Annotated in this window: 19 protein-coding genes; 14 read left to right on the top strand and 5 right to left on the bottom strand. The window is 70.5% G+C overall.

What is annotated here, in order from left to right:
* Window positions 1–42 precede the first annotated feature (42 nt).
* From ruvC to GA0115234_RS12880, 8 genes are all read left to right on the top strand, one after another.
* Window positions 43–615 (top strand): crossover junction endodeoxyribonuclease RuvC, encoded by a 573-nt coding sequence (gene ruvC / locus GA0115234_RS12915; RefSeq protein WP_093541067.1) that lies wholly within the window; start codon window positions 43–45, stop codon window positions 613–615.
* Window positions 612–1,238 (top strand): Holliday junction branch migration protein RuvA, encoded by a 627-nt coding sequence (ruvA, locus tag GA0115234_RS12910; protein ID WP_093541066.1) that lies wholly within the window; start codon window positions 612–614, stop codon window positions 1,236–1,238. Before ruvC ends, ruvA begins: the two co-directional genes overlap by 4 nt.
* A 71-nt stretch (window positions 1,239–1,309) precedes the next feature.
* Entirely contained in the window at window positions 1,310–2,383 is a 1,074-nt protein-coding gene (ruvB, locus tag GA0115234_RS12905; protein WP_093541065.1) for a Holliday junction branch migration DNA helicase RuvB, read from the top strand.
* A gap of 165 nt (window positions 2,384–2,548) precedes the next feature.
* Window positions 2,549–3,034, top strand: a complete 486-nt coding sequence (gene yajC, locus GA0115234_RS12900) for a preprotein translocase subunit YajC (protein ID WP_093541064.1) — start codon at window positions 2,549–2,551, stop codon at window positions 3,032–3,034.
* 146 nt (window positions 3,035–3,180) lie between these two features.
* A complete protein-coding gene (gene secD, locus GA0115234_RS12895; protein ID WP_093541063.1) occupies window positions 3,181–4,914 on the top strand; it encodes a protein translocase subunit SecD in 1,734 nt (577 codons plus the stop codon).
* Window position 4,915: 1 nt separating this feature from the next.
* Window positions 4,916–6,019, top strand: a complete 1,104-nt coding sequence (gene secF / locus GA0115234_RS12890; protein WP_093541062.1) for a protein translocase subunit SecF — start codon at window positions 4,916–4,918, stop codon at window positions 6,017–6,019.
* A complete protein-coding gene (locus GA0115234_RS12885) occupies window positions 6,016–6,567 on the top strand; it encodes an adenine phosphoribosyltransferase (RefSeq protein ID WP_093541061.1) in 552 nt (183 codons plus the stop codon). Before secF ends, GA0115234_RS12885 begins: the two co-directional genes overlap by 4 nt.
* A 168-nt stretch (window positions 6,568–6,735) precedes the next feature.
* Complete coding sequence (locus GA0115234_RS12880) at window positions 6,736–9,309, top strand: RelA/SpoT family protein (RefSeq protein ID WP_093541060.1); 2,574 nt, start codon at window positions 6,736–6,738, stop codon at window positions 9,307–9,309.
* 60 nt (window positions 9,310–9,369) lie between these two features.
* Here GA0115234_RS12880 and GA0115234_RS12875 read toward each other — a convergent pair whose 3' ends face one another.
* From GA0115234_RS12875 to GA0115234_RS12865, 3 genes are all read right to left on the bottom strand, one after another.
* A complete protein-coding gene (locus tag GA0115234_RS12875) occupies window positions 9,370–9,975 on the bottom strand; it encodes an ALF repeat-containing protein (protein WP_093541059.1) in 606 nt (201 codons plus the stop codon).
* Window positions 9,976–10,266: 291 nt separating this feature from the next.
* Entirely contained in the window at window positions 10,267–11,496 is a 1,230-nt protein-coding gene (locus GA0115234_RS12870; protein WP_093541058.1) for a DUF349 domain-containing protein, read from the bottom strand.
* Between the two features lie 197 nt (window positions 11,497–11,693).
* The gene (locus tag GA0115234_RS12865; RefSeq protein WP_093541057.1) at window positions 11,694–12,485 is read right to left on the bottom strand and encodes a peptidylprolyl isomerase; all 792 of its coding nucleotides are present in this window, start codon (window positions 12,483–12,485) and stop codon (window positions 11,694–11,696) included.
* Window positions 12,486–12,635: 150 nt separating this feature from the next.
* Here GA0115234_RS12865 and GA0115234_RS12860 point away from each other — a divergent pair, with 150 nt between their 5' ends.
* The 4 genes from GA0115234_RS12860 (at window position 12,636) to GA0115234_RS12845 (ending at window position 17,107) form a co-directional block, all read left to right on the top strand.
* The gene (locus GA0115234_RS12860; protein WP_093541056.1) at window positions 12,636–13,322 is read left to right on the top strand and encodes an MBL fold metallo-hydrolase; all 687 of its coding nucleotides are present in this window, start codon (window positions 12,636–12,638) and stop codon (window positions 13,320–13,322) included.
* Window positions 13,323–13,337: 15 nt separating this feature from the next.
* The gene (hisS, locus tag GA0115234_RS12855; RefSeq protein ID WP_093541055.1) at window positions 13,338–14,600 is read left to right on the top strand and encodes a histidine--tRNA ligase; all 1,263 of its coding nucleotides are present in this window, start codon (window positions 13,338–13,340) and stop codon (window positions 14,598–14,600) included.
* Between the two features lie 420 nt (window positions 14,601–15,020).
* Window positions 15,021–15,656: a vitamin K epoxide reductase family protein gene (locus GA0115234_RS12850; protein ID WP_093541054.1), complete on the top strand. Its 636-nt coding sequence runs from the start codon at window positions 15,021–15,023 to the stop codon at window positions 15,654–15,656.
* A gap of 71 nt (window positions 15,657–15,727) precedes the next feature.
* Complete coding sequence (locus tag GA0115234_RS12845; RefSeq protein ID WP_093541053.1) at window positions 15,728–17,107, top strand: replication-associated recombination protein A; 1,380 nt, start codon at window positions 15,728–15,730, stop codon at window positions 17,105–17,107.
* Between the two features lie 42 nt (window positions 17,108–17,149).
* On the opposite strand, the gene GA0115234_RS12840 is transcribed toward GA0115234_RS12845, so the two are convergent.
* Window positions 17,150–17,851: a DUF2470 domain-containing protein gene (locus GA0115234_RS12840; RefSeq protein ID WP_176729150.1), complete on the bottom strand. Its 702-nt coding sequence runs from the start codon at window positions 17,849–17,851 to the stop codon at window positions 17,150–17,152.
* A 188-nt stretch (window positions 17,852–18,039) separates the two neighbouring features.
* Between GA0115234_RS12840 and rpsD the strand changes: the two genes are divergently transcribed.
* The gene (rpsD, locus tag GA0115234_RS12835; RefSeq protein WP_093541052.1) at window positions 18,040–18,654 is read left to right on the top strand and encodes a 30S ribosomal protein S4; all 615 of its coding nucleotides are present in this window, start codon (window positions 18,040–18,042) and stop codon (window positions 18,652–18,654) included.
* A gap of 17 nt (window positions 18,655–18,671) precedes the next feature.
* On the opposite strand, the gene GA0115234_RS12830 is transcribed toward rpsD, so the two are convergent.
* Window positions 18,672–20,873, bottom strand: a complete 2,202-nt coding sequence (locus GA0115234_RS12830; protein ID WP_093541051.1) for an ATP-binding protein — start codon at window positions 20,871–20,873, stop codon at window positions 18,672–18,674.
* 235 nt (window positions 20,874–21,108) lie between these two features.
* On the opposite strand from GA0115234_RS12830, the gene GA0115234_RS12825 reads away from it, so the two are divergent.
* Window positions 21,109–21,546, top strand: a complete 438-nt coding sequence (locus GA0115234_RS12825; RefSeq protein ID WP_093541050.1) for a DUF948 domain-containing protein — start codon at window positions 21,109–21,111, stop codon at window positions 21,544–21,546.
* Window positions 21,547–21,550: the final 4 nt, after the last annotated feature.

The following is a 21,550-nucleotide window of genomic DNA, read 5'->3' as shown; positions in this document are numbered from 1 at the left end:
CCTGCGGGAACAGTTGACCGATCGGTACGGAGGGGGTGTCCCATGCGGGTGCTGGGCGTGGACCCGGGGCTGACCCGGTGCGGTGTCGGCGTCGTCGAGGGCGTCGCCGGCCGCCCCCTGACGATGCTCGGCGTGGGCGTCGTCCGCACCCCGGCCGACGCGGAGCTCGGCCACCGGCTGGTCGCCATCGAGCGCGGCATCGAGCAGTGGCTCGACGAGCACCGGCCCGAATACGTCGCCGTGGAGCGGGTGTTCAGCCAGCACAACGTCCGTACGGTGATGGGCACCGCCCAGGCCAGCGCCGTCGCCATGCTCTGCGCGTCGCGCCGCGGCATACCCGTCGCCCTGCACACCCCCAGCGAGGTCAAGGCGGCCGTCACGGGCAGCGGGCGTGCCGACAAGGCGCAGGTCGGCGCGATGGTCACCCGGCTGCTGCGGCTCGACGCCCCGCCGAAACCGGCCGACGCGGCCGACGCCCTGGCCCTCGCCATCTGCCACATCTGGCGGGCCCCCGCCGTCAACCGCCTCCAGCAGGCGCACGCGGCGGCCGCCGCGGCCCGCACCCCACGCGTACCCCGTACACCCGCAGTCCCCGTCCGGAAGGTCCCCCGATGATCGCCTTCGTCAGCGGCCCCGTGGCCGCCCTCGCCCCGACCACGGCCGTGATCGAGGTCGGCGGCATCGGCATGGCCGTCCAGTGCGCGCCGAACACCCTCGCCGGCCTCCGGATCGGCACGGAGGCCAGGCTCGCCACGTCCCTCGTCGTCCGGGAGGACTCGCTCACCCTCTACGGCTTCGCCGACGACGACGAGCGGCAGGTCTTCGAGCTGCTCCAGACCGCCAGCGGGGTCGGGCCCCGGCTCGCCCAGGCCATGCTCGCCACCCACAGCCCGGACGCCCTGCGCACCGCGGTCGCCACCGGCGACGAGAAGGCGCTCACCGCCGTCTCCGGCATCGGCAAGAAGGGCGCACAGAAACTCCTCCTCGAACTGAAGGACAGACTCGGCGAGCCCGTCGGTGCCCACATCGGCCGCCAGGGCATCGGGACCGCCGTCACCTCCTCCTGGCGCGACCAGCTCCAGGCCGCCCTCATCGGCCTCGGCTACGCCACCCGCGAGGCCGACGAAGCGGTCACCGCCGTCGCACCCCAGGCCGAGGCGGCGATCGCCGGAGGCGGCCAGGCTCCCGTGCCGCAGCTGCTGCGCGCCGCACTGCAGACCCTCAACCGCGCGCGCTGACCGCGGCGCGGCACCCCGACGCCGGGCCGGGCACCGCACGGCACCGAAACACCCGAGGCGGGACAGACTGAATGAACTGGGACGAGACCGGACCCGACACCGACGAGCGGCTCGACGAGCGCCTCGTCCAGGCCGACGCGGACGGCGAGGACACCGCGGTCGAAGCGGCGCTGCGGCCGAAGGACCTCGACGAGTTCGTCGGCCAGGAGAAGGTGCGCGAACAGCTCGACCTGGTCCTCAAGGCGGCCCGCGCCCGCGGCGCCACCGCCGACCACGTCCTGCTCTCCGGCGCCCCCGGCCTCGGCAAGACCACCCTCTCCATGATCATCGCGGCCGAGATGGGCGCACCGATCCGGATCACCTCCGGCCCCGCCATCCAGCACGCGGGCGACCTCGCCGCGATCCTCTCCTCCCTCCAGGAGGGCGAGGTCCTCTTCCTCGACGAGATCCACCGCATGTCGAGGCCGGCCGAGGAGATGCTCTACATGGCCATGGAGGACTTCCGGGTCGACGTCATCGTGGGCAAGGGCCCCGGCGCCACCGCCATCCCGCTGGAACTGCCGCCCTTCACCCTGGTCGGCGCGACCACCCGGGCCGGACTGCTGCCGCCGCCGCTGCGCGACCGCTTCGGCTTCACCGGCCACATGGAGTTCTACGCACCCACCGAGCTGGAACGCGTCATCCACCGCTCCGCCCGCCTCCTCGACGTGGAGATAGACGTGGACGGCGCCGCCGAGATCGCCGGCCGTTCCCGCGGCACCCCCCGTATCGCCAACCGGCTGCTGCGCCGCGTCCGGGACTACGCCCAGGTCAAGGCCGACGGGAGGATCGACCGCCCGGTCGCCGCCGCCGCCCTCGGGGTGTACGAGGTCGATGCCCGCGGCCTCGACCGGCTCGACCGCGCGGTGCTCGGTGCCCTGCTGAAACTCTTCGGCGGCGGCCCCGTCGGGCTGTCCACCCTCGCGGTCGCCGTGGGGGAGGAGCGCGAGACCGTCGAGGAGGTCGCGGAGCCCTTCCTGGTCCGGGAAGGTCTGCTGGCCAGGACGCCGCGGGGACGGGTGGCGACCCCCGCGGCCTGGGTCCATCTCGGTCTCGTACCTCCGCAGCACGGCGGAAAGGGACAACAGGGCCTGTTCGGGGCGTGATCTGTCACAGGTTGACCGGAGCAGGAACCACAGGGCGACGCTGGGCGTTGTTCCATCGATGCGGACTCGCTTAGACTCCGCCGATGCCGCCCTTACAGGTCGGTGTACCCACCCCCGTAGATACAGGCCGCCTTCCAGCGCGGTCGTGCGAAGGAAACTCGTCCCGTGAATCCCGTGACTCTCCTCCCCTTCATCGTGCTCATCGGGGCCATGTTCCTGATGACGCGGTCCGCCAAGAAGAAGCAGGCGGCCGCCGCCCAGATGCGCAACGAGATGCAGCCCGGCACCGGCGTCCGGACGATCGGGGGCATGTACGCCACCGTCAAGGAGCTGCACGACGACACGGTTCTCCTTGAGATCGCGCCCGGCGTCCACGCCATCTACGCCAAGAACGCCATCGGCGCCGTCCTCGACGACGCGGAGTACAACCGCATCGTCCACGGCGACGACGAGAGCGGTCTCGACCTCGACGGCACGGTCGTCCCGGACGACGCCTCCTCGCTGACCGAGAGCGACGAGGACGCCTCGGACGACTCCCGGATCGACCTGGGCAAGAAGTCCGAGGAGAAGACCGACGAGGCCGAGCCGAAGGACGCCGACTCCGGCAAGAAGTCCGAGGGCAAGGACGACGGCGAGGCCGACGCGAAGTAAGCCACGCCCGGGGAATGCCGTGAGCCCACCGGCGTCCGGCACTCCCCGGTCCGTGCGATCTTCTGCGGGGGCGGGTCCCCACTACACTTCGTGGCCGCTCGGGCGCGTACCCGGCGCGGGGCGGTTGGACAGGGAGAAACGAGAAGGTGGCAGCACCGAAGAAGAGCCGGGGACCGGCCGGCGGTCAGGGCAGGCCGGGGCGTTCCCTGGCTCTGATCCTGATCGCCATGGTCGCGCTCACCGGCGGGATGTTCCTGGCGGATCAGCCGACCCCACGGCTCGGCATCGACCTGGCGGGCGGTACCTCGATCACGCTTGAGGCGAAGAGCGAGCCGGGCCAGGAATCGGCGATCAACAAGACCAACATGGACACGGCGGTCCAGATCATGGAGCGCCGTGTCAATGGTCTTGGTGTCTCCGAGGCCGAGGTCCAGACACAGGGCGATCGCAACATCATCGTCAACATCCCCAAGGGCACGAACTCCGCCCAGGCCCGGGAGCAGGTCGGTACGACGGCCAAGCTCTACTTCCGGCCGGTGCTGACCGTCGCCCAGGGCACGCCCACCCCGACGCCCAGTGCCTCGTCGTCGGGCAAGCCCACCCCGTCCGGCAGCCCGAGTGCTCCCACCGCCGACAAGGGCAAGGGCTCGTCGACGCCGGATCCGAGCGCCACCACCCAGGGCCGCGCGGTCACCGGCGCCCTCAAGGCCGACGCCACACCGAAGGCGAGCACCACCCCCAAGGCCGACGCCACGCCGTCGGCCTCCGCTGCTGACCAGGCCGCCGCGGCCGAACTGCAGAAGAAGTTCGCGGCCCTCGACTGCTCCAGCAAGGCGTCCCGCGCCGCAGCCGCACGGGGGGCCAAGCCCACCGACGCGGTCGTCGCATGCAGCTCCGAGGGTGACGCGAAGTACGTCCTCGGCCCGGCCGAGGTGTCCGGCACCGAGGTCGACAACGCCAAGGCCGGTTTCGACCAGTCGCGCGGCATGTGGATCGTCAACATGGAGTTCACCAAGCAGGGCTCCAAGCAGTTCCAGACGATCACCAAGAAGCTCTCCGCCCAGCAGTCCCCGCAGAACCAGTTCGCCATCGCGCTGGACGGCGAGGTCGTCTCCGCGCCCCAGGTGAACAGCACGCTCAGCGGTAGCGCCGAGATCTCCGGCAGCTTCACCCAGCAGTCCGCCGACGACCTGGCCAATGTGCTTTCCTATGGTGCGCTCCCGCTCTCGTTCAAGGAGCAGAGCGTCACCACGGTCACCGCCGCGCTCGGCGGCGAGCAGCTCCAGGCCGGTCTGATCGCCGGTGCCATCGGTCTGGCCCTGGTGGTCATCTACCTGGTGGCCTACTACCGGGGCCTCGCGTTCATCGCCCTCCTGAGCCTCCTGGTCTCCGGCATCCTGACCTACACGCTCATGTCGCTGCTCGGTCCGGCCATCGGCTTCGCGCTGAACCTCCCGGCGGTCTGCGGCGCCATCGTGGCCATCGGTATCACCGCGGACTCCTTCATCGTGTACTTCGAGAGGGTCCGCGACGAGATCCGCGAGGGCCGTACGCTCCGCCCGGCCGTCGAACGGGCCTGGCCGCGCGCCCGGCGCACCATCCTGGTCTCCGACTTCGTGTCGTTCCTCGCCGCCGCGGTGCTCTTCGTCGTCACCGTCGGCAAGGTCCAGGGCTTCGCGTTCACGCTGGGTCTCACCACCCTGCTCGACGTCGTCGTGGTGTTCCTCTTCACCAAGCCCGTCATGACGCTCATGGCCCGTACGAAGTTCTTCGCCGGCGGTCACCCGTGGTCCGGACTGGACCCGAAGCGGCTCGGAGCCAAGCCGCCGCTGCGCCGCTCGCGCCGTGTCAACGCCCCCACCGACCCGAAGGAGGCGTGAGATGTCGCGACTCGGCAGTCTCGGCGCCCGTCTCTACCGCGGCGAGGTCGGCTACGACTTCATCGGCAAGCGCAAGATCTGGTACGGGATCTCGATCCTGATCACCATCACGGCCATCGTCGGCCTGGCGGTCAGCGGCCTGAACATGGGCATCGAGTTCAAGGGCGGCGCGGTCTTCACCACCCCGAAGACCAGCGTCACCGTCGCCAAGGCGGAGGACCTGGCCACGGAGGCCTCCGGCCACCAGGCGATCGTCCAGAAGCTCGGCAACGGCGGTCTGCGCATCCAGATCACCGAGGTCGACACCGCGAAGTCCGACGAGATCAAGGGCAAGCTCTCCAAGGACCTCGGCGTCCCGGCGGAGAAGATCGCCGCCGACCTGGTCGGCCCCAGCTGGGGTGAGCAGATCGCCAACAAGGCCTGGACCGGCCTCGGCATCTTCATGGTCCTCGTCGTGATCTACCTGGCCATCGCCTTCGAGTGGCGCATGGCCATCGCGGCCCTGGTCGCGCTGATCCACGACATCACCATCACGGTCGGCGTCTACGCCCTGGTCGGCTTCGAGGTCACCCCGGGCACCGTGATCGGTCTGCTGACCATCCTCGGTTACTCCCTCTACGACACGGTCGTCGTCTTCGACAGCCTCAAGGAGGGCACGAAGGGGATCACCAAGCAGACCCGCTGGACGTACAGCGAGATCGCCAACCGCTCCATCAACGGCACGCTGGTCCGTTCCATCAACACCACCGTCGTGGCCCTGCTGCCGGTCGCCGGTCTGCTGTTCATCGGTGGCGGTGTCCTCGGCGCCGGCATGCTGAACGACATCTCCCTGGCGCTCTTCGTCGGCCTCGCCGCCGGTGCCTACTCCTCGATCTTCATCGCCACGCCGCTCGTCGCCGACCTCAAGGAACGCGACCCGCAGATGAAGGCCCTGAAGAAGCGGATCCTGGCCAAGCGCGCGGCAGCCGCCGCCAAGGGCGAGTCCGCCGAGGACGAGTCGTCGGAGGACGACTACCCGGACGACACCGCACCCGCCGCCGCGGTCGTCGGCCAGCGCCAGCAGCCCCCCAGGGGCCACGGCCGGACCCCGGGGAAGCGTCGATGACCAGCACCACCGAGAGCACCCGCGAGCTCCTGCTCAGCCGGATCCGTGATGTGCAGGACTACCCGAAGCCGGGGGTGCTGTTCAAGGACATCACCCCGCTGCTCGCGGACCCGGTGGCCTTCGCGGCCCTCACCGACACCCTGGCGGAGCTGTGCGTACGGCACGGCGCCACCAAGGTCGTCGGTCTGGAGGCGCGCGGCTTCATCCTGGCCGCGCCGGTCGCGGTCCGGGCCGGGCTCGGCTTCGTCCCCGTCCGCAAGGCGGGCAAGCTGCCCGGAGCCACGCTCGGCCAGACGTACGCGCTGGAGTACGGCACCGCCGAGATCGAGATCCACGCGGAGGACCTGTCCGCCGACGACCGGATCATGGTCATCGACGACATCCTCGCCACAGGTGGCACCGCCGAGGCCTCGGTGGAGCTGATCCGGCGGGCCGGTGCCGAGGTCGCGGGCGTCGCCGTCCTCATGGAGCTCGGCTTCCTGCCGGGACGGGCCCGGCTGGAGAAGGGCCTGCGCGGCGCTCCGCTGGAGGTTCTGATCACGGTCTGAGCCGCCCCGGCCGTACGCGGCAAGGGCACACGCGAACAGGACGGGCACCCGGGAACAACCGGGTGCCCGTCCCGCGTTCTCAGGAGTCCCGCGGTCCCCGGGGGAGGTCCGGCCGCAGGCTCGATACGATGGCCTCTCCGGGTACCCGGATCCGCACGAGGAGCGCTCTTGCCAGACGAGGCCCAGCCAGTCGCCGCCCCGCAGCCCGACAAGCCCGCGGCGGCCCCAGCCACGCCCGGGAAGAAGCAGCCCGCGGACAAGCCGAAGCCCCCGGCACCCGAGCCCGGCACGGGCCCGGACCGGGCGAGCGTCCCGGCATCCGGTGCCGCCCCCGCTTCCCCCGCGCAGCCGGCCGCGCCCGTCACCCCGGCGGCGTCCGCCCCGAAGCCCCCGGCGAAGCCCGCGGCCCGACCGGTGCCCGCCACCGCCCCCACGACCCGCTCCGGCGGCTCGTCCAACCGGGTGCGGGCCCGGCTCGCCCGGCTCGGCGTGCAGCGCTCCAGCCCGTACAACCCGGTGCTCGAACCGCTGCTGCGCATCGTCCGCAGCAACGACACCAAGATCGAGACGGCCACGCTGCGCCAGATCGAGCGCGCCTACCAGGTCGCCGAGCGCTGGCACCGCGGCCAGAAGCGCAAGAGCGGCGACCCGTACATCACGCACCCCCTCGCCGTCACCACGATCCTGGCCGAGCTGGGCATGGACCCGGCCACGCTGATGGCCGGGCTGCTCCACGACACCGTCGAGGACACCGAGTACGGCCTGGACACCCTGCGCCGCGACTTCGGCGACCAGGTCGCCCTGCTCGTCGACGGCGTCACCAAACTGGACAAGGTCAAGTTCGGCGAGGCCGCCCAGGCCGAGACCGTGCGCAAGATGGTCGTCGCCATGGCCAAGGACCCCCGGGTCCTGGTCATCAAACTCGCCGACCGGCTGCACAACATGCGCACCATGCGCTACCTCAAGCGGGAGAAGCAGGAGAAGAAGGCCCGCGAGACGCTTGAGATCTATGCCCCGCTGGCGCACCGCCTGGGCATGAACACCATCAAGTGGGAGCTGGAGGACCTCGCCTTCGCGATCCTCTACCCCAAGATGTACGACGAGATCGTGCGTCTGGTCGCCGAGCGTGCCCCCAAGCGTGACGAATACCTCGCCATAGTGACCGACGAGGTCCAGGCCGACCTGCGTGCCGCCCGGATCAAGGCCACCGTCACGGGACGGCCGAAGCACTACTACAGCGTCTACCAGAAGATGATCGTGCGGGGCCGGGACTTCGCCGAGATCTACGACCTGGTGGGAATTCGCGTCCTCGTCGACACCGTCCGCGACTGCTACGCGGCGCTCGGCACCGTCCACGCGCGATGGAATCCGGTCCCCGGCCGGTTCAAGGACTACATCGCGATGCCCAAGTTCAACATGTACCAGTCGCTGCACACCACGGTGATCGGTCCCAGCGGCAAGCCCGTCGAGCTGCAGATCCGCACCTTCGACATGCACCGCCGCGCCGAGTACGGCATCGCCGCGCACTGGAAGTACAAGCAGGAGGCCGTAGCGGGCGCCTCCAAGGTGCGCACCGACGTCCCCAAGAACACCGGCCGCGGCCAGGACACCGTCAACGACATGGCGTGGCTGCGCCAGCTCCTGGACTGGCAGAAGGAGACCGAGGACCCCAGCGAGTTCCTGGAGTCGCTGCGCTTCGACCTCTCCCGCAACGAGGTCTTCGTCTTCACGCCCAAGGGCGACGTCATAGCGCTCCCCGCCGGTGCGACCCCGGTCGACTTCGCGTACGCGGTGCACACGGAGGTCGGCCACCGGACCATAGGAGCACGGGTCAACGGGCGGCTCGTACCGCTCGAATCGACGCTCGACAACGGCGATCTGGTGGAGGTCTTCACCTCCAAGGCGGCCGGCGCCGGACCCTCCCGGGACTGGCTGGGCTTCGTCAAGTCGCCGCGCGCCCGCAACAAGATCCGCGCCTGGTTCTCCAAGGAGCGACGCGACGAGGCGATCGAGCAGGGCAAGGACGCCATCGCGCGCGCCATGCGCAAGCAGAACCTGCCGATCCAGCGCATCCTCACCGGCGACTCCCTGGTCACCCTCGCCCACGAGATGCGCTACCCCGACATCTCGTCGCTCTACGCGGCGATCGGCGAGGGCCATGTCGCGGCCGCCGGAGTCGTGCAGAAGCTGGTCCAGGCGCTCGGCGGTGAGGACGAGGCCAACGAGGACATCGCGGAGAGCTCACCGCCCTCGCGCAGCCGCAACAAGCGCCGCTCCAACGCCGATCCGGGCGTGGTCGTCAAGGGCGTCGAGGACGTCTGGGTCAAGCTGGCCCGCTGCTGCACGCCCGTCCCCGGCGACCCGATCATCGGCTTCGTCACCCGGGGCAGCGGCGTCTCCGTGCACCGCGCCGACTGCGTCAACGTCGACTCGCTGTCACAGCAGCCGGAACGGATCCTGGAGGTCGAGTGGGCGCCGACCCAGTCCTCGGTCTTCCTGGTCGCCATCCAGGTCGAGGCCCTCGACCGGTCCCGGCTGCTCTCGGACGTCACCCGCGTCCTGTCCGACCAGCATGTCAACATCCTGTCGGCGGCCGTCCAGACCTCCAGGGACCGGGTGGCCACCTCGCGCTTCACCTTCGAGATGGGCGACCCGAAGCACCTCGGCCACGTACTGAAGGCGGTACGGGGCGTGGAGGGCGTCTACGACGTCTACCGGGTGACCTCGGCCCGCAGGCCGTAGAACGGCCCGGCACCCGTAGGCGGCGAGGCTCCGGCCCCGCCGCCTGCGGACGTCACCCGGCTACGCGTCGACCTCGTACTGGCCGTACTCCAGGAAGTACCGCATCTCCTCCGGCGTACCGTCGATCGCCTTGCTGACCGCCGCACGCATCGCTTCGCTGATGTCCGGGCGGGCCAGGATGCGGACGAGGGCGACGCGGTCGTCCTCGGCCTGGGCCAGGCGGTAGCCGGTTTCCAGCCACTGCCGTATGTCCTGCGCGGTGCCGCTGTCGAGGAGTTGGTTGATTTCCTTGATGACCCGCTTGCCCGAGTCGGGATTGGCGAGGATGCGGACGAGGGCGACGCGGTCGTCCTCGGCCTGGGCCAGGGGATAGCCGGTCTCCAGGAAGTACCGCATGGCTTCCGTGGTGCCGTTGTCCAGGGCTTCGTTGGCCTCCCGGATGACCCTCTTGCCGCTGTCCTCGTCCGCCAGGATGCGCAGGATGGCGATCCTGAGCTCCTCGTCGGACATCTCACCCACCGGTGTGCCCGAGCCGTCGGCCGCCGATGCCGCGGACACGGTGGTGGACGGGGAAGCATTCCCGGCGGCGAAGGCCGGGCCGGTCAGCAGAAGCGCCGGGGCCAGGGCGGTGGCCGCGGCGGTCAGGGCGGCACGGGTCAGTCTCATCTATGGACCTGCCTCAAGGACGTAGTGATCTCGGCGGACCCGGCAGCCGCACGGAGCGTGCCGGGTACGGGAATCATCTCGCCCGTCCCTGCCGCAGGTCACTGTCCGGTTCCGGCAGTTGTCATGGATCTTCGCTGCCGACTTGCGTACAGCAGGCCGCGGCCGTGCGGTGCGGCACGCGCACCGTGACGACACCACGGCGACACCGGTGGGCGCTCCATGGGGCCGGGCACGCGGGAGGGGCTTCCCCGCGTGAACGCGGAGAAGCCCCTCGGACGAAGTCAGGAGGCGTCAGCCGCCGAACTCCTCCAGGCCCTTGAGCGCCTGGTCCAGCAGTGCCTGCCGGCCCTCCAGCTCCCTGGCCAGCTTGTCGGCACGGGCGTTGTTGCCCGAGGCACGGGCCGTGTCGATCTGCGTACGCAGCTTGTCCACGGCCGCCTGCAGCTGACCGGTCAGACCCGCGGCGCGCGCACGCGCCTCAGGGTTCGTCCGCCGCCACTCCGACTCCTCGGCCTCCTGGAGCGTCCGCTCCACCGCCTGCATCCGCCCCTCGACCTTCGGGCGGGCGTCACGCGGTACGTGGCCGATGGCCTCCCAGCGCTCGTTGATGGCCCGGAACGCGGCCCTGGCCGCCTTCAGGTCCCGCACCGGCACCAGCTTCTCGGCCTCGACCGCGAGCTCCTCCTTGAGCTTGAGGTTCTCGCCCTGCTCCGCGTCCCGCTCGGCGAAGACCCCGCTGCGGGCGGCGAAGAAGACGTCCTGCGCACCGCGGAAGCGGTTCCACAGATCGTCCTCGGCCTCGCGCTGGGCGCGGCCCGCCGCCTTCCACTCCGTCATCAGGTCGCGGTAGCGGGCGGCCGTGGCCCCCCAGTCGGTGGAACCGGAGAGCGATTCCGCCTCGACGACCAGCTTCTCCTTGGCCTTGCGGGCCTCCTCGCGCTGGGCGTCCAGCGATGCGAAGTGGGCCTTGCGGCGCTTGGAGAACGCCGAGCGGGCGTGCGAGAAGCGGTGCCACAGCTCGTCGTCGGACTTGCGGTCGAGCCGGGGCAGGCCCTTCCACGTGTCGACGAGCGCGCGGAGCCGCTCGCCCGCGGAGCGCCACTGCTCGCTCTGCGCCAGCTCCTCGGCCTCGGCGACCAGGGCCTCCTTGGCGTGCTTCGCCTCGTCGGTCTGCTTCGCCTTCTGGGCCTTGCGCTCCTCGCGCCGCGAGTCGACCGTCGCGACGAGCGCGTCGAGCCGCTTGCGCAGCGCGTCGAGGTCACCGACGGCGTGATGCTCGTCCACCTGCAGACGCAAGTGCTCGATGGCGGTCGTCGCGTCCTTCGCCGACAGGTCGGTGGTCTTCACCCGCCGTTCGAGGAGGCCGATCTCGACCACAATGCCCTCGTACTTGCGCTCGAAGTAGGCCAGAGCCTCCTCGGGGGAACCCGCCTGCCACGATCCGACGACCTGCTCGCCGTCGGCTGTCCGCACGTACACGGTGCCGGTCTCATCGACACGGCCCCACGGGTCGCTGCTCACAGCGCCTCCTCCACCTGATGCCCGCGAGGGGGTTCGCCCCCCTGGCATCGTCCACAGTTTCCTGGGGCGGGCAGCGCCCGCCCTGCACAACGCCAATCTAGGCGACCGGCCGCCCGGCTGTCCGCACTCAGCGCGGCCGAAAAAAATCCGTCCCGCCGCCAGGACCTGTCAGGGCCGGGCCGGCCGCTCCGGGCCGGTCACGACTTGTCGACAGCGGCCTTCGTGATCTTCACGGCCTTCTTCGGCGCACCGTCGGGGGCGCCGCCCTCCGCGCCCGCCGCACCGATGTCCTTGACGACCTTCAGCGAGGCGGCGTCCATCGTGCCGAACGGGGTGTAGTTGGGCGGCAGTTTGCTGTCCTTGTACACCAGGAAGAACTGGCTGCCACCGGTCTGGGGGCCGGCGTTCGCCATCGCCACCACGCCCGCCGGGTAGGTCACCGTGCCGTCGGCGCCCGCCTTGCCCAGCCCCGTCAGGTTCTCGTCCGGGATGGTGTAGCCGGGGCCGCCGGTGCCGTCGCCCTTGGGGTCGCCGCACTGCAGGACGAAGATGTTCTGCGTGGTCAGCCGGTGGCACTTGGTGCCGTCGAAGAAGCCCTTGTCGGCCAGGTACTTGAAGGAGTTCGTGGTGTGCGGGGTCTTCGCCGCGTCCATCGTGAACTTGATGTCGCCCTGGCTCGTCTTGAGCGACATCGCGTACCCGGCCTTCTTGTCGATCTTCATCGCCGGCTCGGGCGCCTTGCTCTCGCTCGGCGACGGGGACGCGGGGTCCGACGGGCCCGGACTCGCGGCGGCGTCCGCCTTGTCCTTCGTGTCGTCGTCGCCGAGGGCGAGATACGAGCCCACGCCTATGACCGCCACCACGGCCACCGCGGACGCGATGACGACCGTCAGCCGTCTGGTCCTGCGGCGGGCCTCCTCCCGGCGCTGCTGCTGCCGCTCGAACTTCTCCCTGGCGAGCTGCCGCCGCCGCTGATCGCTGCTGACCACCGGGTGATCTCCTTGATAGGTCGTGTGATGGGGCCTTGGCTGCCCCGTACCGTATATGGGTTAGCTGTGGAATGAGGAGCGCCGGTAGGCTCTGAACTGCCGCGACCCTCTCAGTCGCGATCCGCCGTCGGACGACCATTAAGGACGATCGTGCTCATTGCCGGGTTCCCCGCAGGGGCCTGGGGGACCAACTGTTATCTGGTCGCCCCGGCCGCAGGCGAGGAGTGCGTGATCATCGACCCGGGCCACCAGGCCGCGGCCGGAGTCGAGGAAGCGCTGAAGAAGCATCGGCTGAAGCCCGTCGCCGTCGTACTGACCCACGGCCACATCGACCACGTCGCCTCGGTCGTCCCGGTGTGCGGCGCACACGACGTCCCCGCCTGGATCCACCCCGAGGACCGGTACATGATGAGCGACCCGGAGAAGGCCCTCGGCCGCTCCATCGGGATGCCGCTCATGGGCGAGCTGACGATCGGGGAGCCGGACGACGTCAAGGAGCTGAGCGACGGCGCCCGGCTGGAGCTGGCCGGTCTGGAGTTCGGTGTCGCGCATGCGCCCGGCCATACCAAGGGGTCGGTGACGTTCAGGATGCCCGAGGCCGCGGATGTTCCGCAGATCCTCTTCTCGGGCGACCTGCTCTTCGCCGGCTCCGTCGGACGCACCGACCTGCCCGGCGGCGACCACGCCGAGCTGCTCGAGTCGCTGGCCCGCGTGTGCCTGCCGCTCGACGACTCGACCGTGGTGCTGTCCGGCCACGGCCCCCAGACGACCATCGGCCTCGAGCGCGCCACCAATCCGTATCTGCACGGTATGGACGCGCCCCGACGAGGAATGTGACGAGAGACAGATCCCGTGAGCACTTTCAAGGCCCCCAAGGGCACGTACGACCTGACCCCGCCCGACTCCGCGAAGTACCTCGCGGTGCGCGAGGCCATCGCCGCGCCCCTGAAGAACTCCGGCTACGGCTACATCGAGACGCCCGGCTTCGAGGACGTCGCCCTCTTCTCGCGCGGTGTCGGTGAGTCCACCGACATCGTGACCAAGGAGATGTACACCCTCACCACCAAGGGCGGATCCGAGCTGGCGCTGCGCCCCGAGGGCACCGCCTCCGTGCTCCGCGCCGCGCTGGAGGCCAACCTCCACAAGCTCGGCAACCTGCCGGTGAAGCTCTGGTACTCCGGCTCGTACTACCGCTACGAGCGCCCGCAGAAGGGCCGCTACCGGCACTTCTCGCAGGTCGGTGCCGAGGCGATCGGCGCCGAGGACCCGGTGCTGGACGCCGAGTTGATCATCCTGGCCGACCAGGCGTACCGCGCGCTCGGCCTGCGCGACTTCCGCATCCTGCTCAACTCGCTGGGCGACAAGGAGTGCCGCCCCGTCTACCGGGACGCGCTCCAGGGTTTCCTGCGCGAGCTCGACCTGGACGAGGAGACCCGCCGCCGCATCGAGATCAACCCCCTGAGGGTCCTCGACGACAAGCGGCCCGAGGTGCAGAAGCAGCTGACCGGCGCCCCGGTGCTGCGCGACTACCTGTGCGACGCCTGCAAGGCGTACCACGAGGAGGTGCGCGAACTCCTCTCGGCGGCAGGCGTGGTGTACGAGGACGACGAGAAGCTCGTCCGCGGCCTCGACTACTACACCCGCACCACCTTCGAGTTCGTCCACGACGGACTCGGCTCGCAGTCCGCGGTGGGTGGCGGCGGCCGCTACGACGGTCTGTCCGAGATGATCGGCGGACCGGCGCTCCCGTCGGTCGGCTGGGCGCTCGGCGTGGACCGCACGGTGCTCGCGCTGGAGGCGGAGGGCATCGAGCTCGAACTTCCCGCGGCCACCAGCGTCTTCGCGGTGCCGCTCGGCGAGGAGGCCCGCCGGGTGCTCTTCGGCGTCGTCACGCAGCTGCGCCGCGAGGGCGTGGCGGCGGACTTCGCGTTCGGGAGCCGGGGCCTCAAGGGCGCGATGAAGAGCGCGAACCGGTCGGGAGCCCGCTTCACGATCGTCGCGGGCGAGCGGGATCTGGCCGAGGGCGTCGTCCAGCTCAAGGACATGGAGTCCGGCGAGCAGACGCCCGTGCCGCTGCCCGACGTGGTCGCGGCGATCCGCGAGCGCCTGGCCTAGGGACTGTCCGGCGGGTCAGGGCCGGACAGGCCCTGGTCCGTCCGGTGCGGCCGACGCGCGGAATTCCGCCCGCCGGCCGCACACGTACCGGAGAGCGGCAGCCCCGTACCTCCCGCTCACGCACCGTCAACTCGGCAGGCACGGATTCATCCTGCCGGACGATGCCTACCTGTGAACGCCCGCGGTGGTCGGCGCGAGCCGGGTCGTCGACGGCGGCCGGTCCGCCGAAGTGCTCCTTCAGGCCGCTCACCTCCAACGCGAGTTCGGTCATGGTGCGGGCGTTTCTCCGGGGCCCTCGGGTTCGGCGCCGGGAATGCGCAAGCCGTTGCGTACACCTTTATGTCCATCGAACAGAGCATCGCTGCCGTGGTGCGGCACAATGACCGTGCCCAGCAGGCCACTCACTGATGGAACGGCGATATGACGACTGCAGCGGTAGACCATCCCTCCTCCGAACAGGACGAGGACGGCGGGAAGAGGACCTTCGGCGGCAGCCGCGCGCTCGCACTGCTGCTGGTGATCACCGGCGCCGCCGGGCTGCTCGCCGCGTGGGTCATCACGATCGACAAGTTCAAGCTGCTGGAGGACCCCAGCTTCACCCCGGGGTGCAGCCTCAACCCGGTGGTCGCGTGCGGCAACATCATGAAGAGCGAGCAGGCGGCCGCCTTCGGCTTCCCGAACCCGATGCTCGGCCTGGCCACCTACCCCGTGATCATCGGGATCGGGCTGGCGCTGCTCGCGGGTGCCCGCTTCCGCAGCTGGTACTGGCTCGGGATGAACGCGGGCGCGCTGTTCGGAGTCGGCTTCTGCACCTGGCTCCAGTACCAGTCGCTCTACAACATCAACTCGCTCTGCCTCTGGTGCTGCCTGGCCTGGGTCGCCACGATCTTCATGTTCTGCTACATCACCACGCACAACATCAAGCACCGGATCATCCCCGCGCCGAACTGGCTGCGCAACGGCCTGACGGAGTTCCACTGGGTGCCGCCGGTCCTGTGGATCGGCATCATCGGCATGCTGATCCTGACCCGCTGGTGGGACTTCTGGACCAGCTGACCGGCCGCCCGTCCCTCCCGGGCGGGACCGGCCCGGCAGGGATGTCGGTGCCGTGACATAGGCTTCAAAACGTGGAGCCCGACCTCTTTACCGCAGCAGCCGAAGACCGCCAGGAGAAGGACCCGTCCAGCAGCCCACTGGCTGTCCGGATGCGCCCCCGTACCCTCGACGAGGTCGTCGGCCAGCAGCATCTCCTCAAGCCGGGCTCACCGCTGCGCCGCCTCGTCGGCGAGGGGAACGGCGGGCCTGCGGGCCCGTCGTCGGTGATCCTCTGGGGCCCGCCCGGCATCGGGAAGACGACTCTGGCGTACGTGGTCAGCAAGGCCACCAACAAGCGCTTCGTCGAGCTCTCCGCGATCACCGCGGGCGTCAAGGAGGTGCGCGCCGTCATCGAGGGTGCCCGCCGCGCCACCGGCGGCTACGGCAAGGAGACCGTCCTCTTCCTCGACGAGATCCACCGCTTCTCCAAGGCACAGCAGGACTCCCTGCTGCCTGCGGTGGAGAACCGCTGGGTGACGCTGATCGCGGCCACCACCGAGAATCCGTACTTCTCGATCATCTCGCCGCTGCTCTCCCGCTCGTTGCTGCTCACCCTGGAATCGCTCACCGACGACGACCTGCGCGGACTGCTCCGGCGCGCGCTGACCGACGAGCGCGGGCTCGGCGGCGCGGTGACGCTGCCGGAGGAGGCCGAGGCGCATCTGCTGCGGATCGCGGGCGGCGACGCCCGCCGGGCGCTGACGGCGCTGGAGGCCGCGGCCGGTGCCGCGCTGTCCAAGCAGGAGAAGGAGATCAGCCTCCTCACCCTGGAGGAGACCGTCGACCGGGCGGCCGTGAAGTACGACCGGGACGGCGACCAGCACTACGACGTGGCGAGCGCGTTGATCAAGTCGATCCGCGGCTCCGACGTGGACGCCGCGCTGCACTATCTGGCCCGGATGATCGAGGCGGGGGAGGACCCCCGGTTCATCGGCCGACGGCTGATGATCTCGGCCAGCGAGGACATCGGCCTCGCCGATCCCACGGCGCTGCCCACCGCCGTGGCGGCCGCCCAGGCGGTCGCCATGATCGGCTTCCCGGAGGCGGCGCTCATCCTGAGCCATGCCACGATCGCCCTGGCCCTCGCCCCCAAGTCCAACGCGGCGACGCTGGCGATCTCCGCCGCCCAGGAGGACGTGCGCAACGGCCTCGCGGGGCCCGTCCCGGCCCATCTGCGCGACGGTCATTACAAGGGCGCCGCCAAGCTGGGCCATGCCCAGGGCTATGTGTATCCGCACGACGTCCCCGGCGGGATCGCCGCCCAGCAGTACGCACCGGACGCGGTCCGCGACAAGCACTACTACCGGCCCACGCGCTACGGCGCGGAGGCGCGTTACGCGGATGTGGTGGAGCGCGTCCGCGAGCGGCTCGGCCGCACGGCCGGCGACGGCACCGGACCGTCCACGGGCTGAGGCCGGGCGGGGCCGCGCCCCGTTCGGTGTGCCGTGCCTCCTTCAGCGCGCCGCGGCCTCGAAGAGCGTGTGCATGGCCTGGCTCAGCTCGATGACGTCGCACACCGGATCGGGGAACTCGAAGCGCGCGTCGTAGCACCGCCCCCGGTCCTCGCACAGCCGCAGCCGCAGCCCGTACCGGTCGAGTGCGAGTGGTACGACGGCGGGCGGATGGGCCGGGCAGTGACCGGCCGACCGTTCGCCCAGCAGCCCGCAGAGCGTCGCCAGCTGCTCGCCGTGCGCCGCGTGCAGATGCTGGAGCAGCTCCGTCTCGTGGCCGGCCAGCGGATCGGGCACCGCGTCCCGGAATTCCTCCGGCCGCACGTCCTGCGCGCCCCACAGGTCGTCGACGTACACCTCGCCCGTCTCCAGCCTGAGCGTCGTCCGGCCGGGCCCCGACAGGCCGGGTACGGTGGTGAGCCAGCCCGAGACCCACGCGCGGCCGCGGATGCGGTGCGGGACGGAGACCGGGGCGACGTCCGTGATCTCCAGCACGGCCGTCAGCTCGTCGTCCTCGGCGTGCGTCGCGGCCCGTACGACCGGGGAATCCGCGGGCAGCTCCAGGAACAGATCCCCGTCCGGACCCACGCTCCTGGCCAGGGGCATCAGCTGGTCCGAGCCGGCCGCCTCCAGCCCGGGGACGAGCAGTACCGACGAGCAGGTACTCTGTACGAGAGTTCGTGTGCGCTCGGCTGCTGACGGCATCCGAGTGTTTTCAAGCCCGCCGGGACGCGGCTGACCACGATCTGATCGGTCCTCCGTCGTATCGGCACCCTGAGCGGTGTCGACGCTGTCAGTGCTGTCCGTGATGTGACTGGTGTTCCCCGGGCGAGACATGCGATCTCCTCAAGTAAGGTGAGCCTAACCTAACCTACAACGGAGGTCTGGAGAACGTGCCTAACCAGTCGCGTCCCAAGGTCAAGAAGAGCCGCGCGCTCGGCATCGCGCTGACGCCGAAGGCCGTCAAGTACTTCGAGGCCCGCCCCTACCCGCCGGGCGAGCACGGCCGTGGCCGCAAGCAGAACTCGGACTACAAGGTCCGTCTGCTGGAGAAGCAGCGTCTGCGCGCCCAGTACGACATCAGCGAGCGCCAGATGGCGCGCGCCTACGACCGTGCCAAGAAGGCCGAGGGCAAGACGGGCGAGGCGCTGGTCGTCGAGCTCGAGCGCCGTCTCGACGCGCTGGTCCTGCGTTCGGGCATCGCCCGCACCATCTACCAGGCCCGTCAGATGGTCGTGCACGGCCACATCGAGGTCAACGGTGGCAAGGTCGACAAGCCGTCGTTCCGTGTCCGTCCGGACGACATCGTGATGGTCCGCGAGCGCAGCCGCGACAAGCACCCCTTCCAGGTGGCCCGCGAGGGTGGGTACGACACCGACGGTGAGACCCCGCGCTACCTGCAGGTGAACCTGAAGGCCCTGGCCTTCCGCCTTGACCGGGACCCGAACCGCAAGGAAATCCCCGTCATCTGCGACGAGCAGCTCGTCGTCGAGTACTACGCCCGCTGATCCAGGCGCAGCCACTCTCACCAGCGCTCGGGCCCGCCCCTCCCGGAAGTACGGGAGGCGGCGGGCCTGCGTGTTTTCCCCGGGCCCGGCAGCGTTCCGGGCAGCCGCGCCGATGTCTCCCGGCGGTCCTCGGGGCCGCTCGCCAGCGCCCTGGCCACCGCCGCGTCCGGATCCAGCTGTCCACCCGCACGCAGTCCCGACGCGTACCGCTCGTCGCCCAGTTCCCGGCGGGCCAGCTCCGCGCAGCGGACCCGGGGCTGCCCGTAGTACGCCGATCCGAACAGCGGCAGTCCCACGGACGGCCAGATCCGGTCGGCGGCCCCCTGGAGCACCGCCGCCTCCGCCGCGTCGCCCTCGATCGCCGTGACCAGCGCCAGCAGCTCCAGGGCGAGCACCGATCCGAGCAGATCGTGGAAGGCGTGGCTGATCGTCAGCGACTGACCGAGCAGTTCCCGCGCCCGGTCCGGCCGGTCGCGCTGGAGGGCCGCGAAGGCCAGCACGTACAGCGCGTACGACAGGGTCCAGCGCTCCCCGTGGTCCTCGCAGATCTCCCGGACCTCCTCGCAGATCGTGGCGGCCCCGTCCAGATCCCCGTGGAAACCGACCGCCATCGCGAGCTCGACCTGGCCCATCAGCACGTTGCTGTTCAGCTCGCCGAGCTCCTGATAGCGGCGCAGCGCGTCCTCCAGCAGCTCCTTGGCCCTGGCCAGGTCGTCGGTGACGAGCGCCAGGCAGCCCTGCCGGTGCACCGCGTAGGCGAGCGCCGTGGCGTCGTCGGCCCGCTCCGCCGCGTCCCGGCACTCCTGCAGCGAGGCGACCGCACCGACCGCGTCGCCCTGGAGCACGGCCACGTACCCGAGCACCCACAGCGCCTTCAGCCGCGAGGAGTCGTACGGGGTGTCCTCCTCCAGTACATGGTCCAGCCAGTGCCGGCCCTCCGAGAGCCGCCCGCAGCCCACCCAGAGGAACCACAGGGTGCCGGCCAGATACTGGGCGAGATGGGCCTCGCCCGGACTCTCCAGCGAATACTCCATCGCCCGCCGCAGATTCGGCAGCTCGCTCCCGGCCCGTGCGGCCACCTCGCCCTGCCGCTGACTGAACCAGTCGAGCTCGCACCAGGTCGCGAGACCCAGGAACCAGTCCCGGTGACGGCGCCGCAGCCGGTCCGTGTCATCGGTGGCCGCCAGCCACTCGGCGCCGTACTCCCGCACCGTGTCCAGCATCCGGTAGCGGGTGCCGTGCGCCGCGTCCTCGCGCAGCACGACGGACTGCGCCAGCAGCGCGGAGAGCACATCGAGCACCGACTCGGCCGGCAGATCGGCGCCGCTGCAGATGTACTCGACGGCCTCCAGATCGAACTGCCCGGCGAACACCGAGAGCCGTGCCCAGAGCAGCCGCTGTTCCGGAGCGCACAGCTCGTGGCTCCAGCCGATGGCCGTACGGAGCGTCTGATGGCGTGCCTGCGCGCTGCGGCTCGAACCGGTCAGCAGCCGGAAGCGGTCGTCCAGACGTTGCAGCACCTGGGCGGTGGACAGGGCGCGCAGCCGCCCGGCGGCGAGTTCCAGCGCGAGCGGGATTCCGTCCAGGCGGCGGCACAGCTCCAGGGTGGTGGCGCGGTTGTCGTCGGTCAGCCGGAAGTCCGGCCGCACGGCGGCGGCCCGCTCCGCGAAGAGCAGCATCGCGTCCTCGTCCGTCATCGGCGGGAGCGGGAAGGTGAGCTCCCCGTCCAGCTCCAGCGGCAGCCGTCCGACGGCCAGCACCCGCAGCCCCGGGGCCCGGCGCAGCAGTTCCCGCACCAGCCCGGCGCAGGCGTCCACGAGATGCTCGAAGCCGTCGACCACCAGCAGGAGCCGGCGCCCGGCCAGGTGCTCCACGAGGGTCGTGCGGGGCGGTCTGCTGGTGTGATCGGTGAGCCCCAGGGCGTCGATGAGCGCGTGTTCCAGCAGCTCGGAGTCGTGGATGGCGGAGAGCTCGGCCAGCCAGACGCCGTCGCAGTACCGTTTCTCCAGAAGCGCGGCGATCCGGGTGGCGCAGCGGGTCTTGCCCACGCCGCCCACGCCGACCATGGTGACGAGCCTGGACTCTTCCAGGAGCTGAGCGAGACGGACGAGTTCGTTCTCCCGTCCCACGAATCTGTTCAGTTCCGCCGAGAGATTTCCGGGGGCGGTGGGGGCACCCGGATCGTGGGGGGAGGGAACGGTGCGGTGGGGGCGTCGCATGAAACACGCAGGGTACTGGTACGAAAGCTCTCCGTACAATCTCCTCGGGGCAACGCCCGTCCGTCCCGTCGGTAATGCGGTACGGGGTGCGACCACCGGCGCGATAGGCTCGGGGGACGACGATCGGCTGTTGCGACGGCCGTCGCCGGACCGAGCAGAGACAGACAGTACGCAGAAACAGACAGTACAGAGACAGCGACAAGCTAGAGAGCGGTGCACTGTGTCCGGTGGAGAGGTGGCCGGGATCCTGGTGGCCGTCTTCTGGGCGATCCTGGTTTCGTTCCTCGCCGTCGTGCTGGTGAGGCTGGCCCAGACGCTCAGGGCGACCACCAAGCTCGTGGCGGACGTGACCGAGCAGGCGGTCCCGCTGCTCGCCGACGCCTCCGACACCGTGCGCTCCGCGCGGACCCAGCTCGACAAGGTCGACGCGATCGCGACGGACGTCCAGGAAGTCACCTCGAACGCCTCCGCGCTCTCCACCACCGTCGCCTCGACCTTCGGCGGCCCGCTCGTCAAGGTCGCCGCGTTCGGCTACGGGGTACGGCGGGCCATCGGCCGCAAGTCCGACCCCGAGCCGGAACCCGCCCGCCGTTCGGTGCTCGTCGGCCGCACCGTGCCGTCCGCGCGCGGCAGGAAGCGCAACGGCAGAAACCCCCGCGGACCGAAGGACTGACGCA

The sequence above is a fragment of the Streptomyces sp. DvalAA-43 genome, from assembly GCF_900091725.1.
Taxonomy (GTDB): Bacteria; Actinomycetota; Actinomycetes; order Streptomycetales; family Streptomycetaceae; genus Streptomyces; species Streptomyces pulveraceus.
The sequence above is the reverse complement of the archived record's forward strand: the minus strand, read 5'-3'. Positions and strand labels throughout refer to the sequence as shown.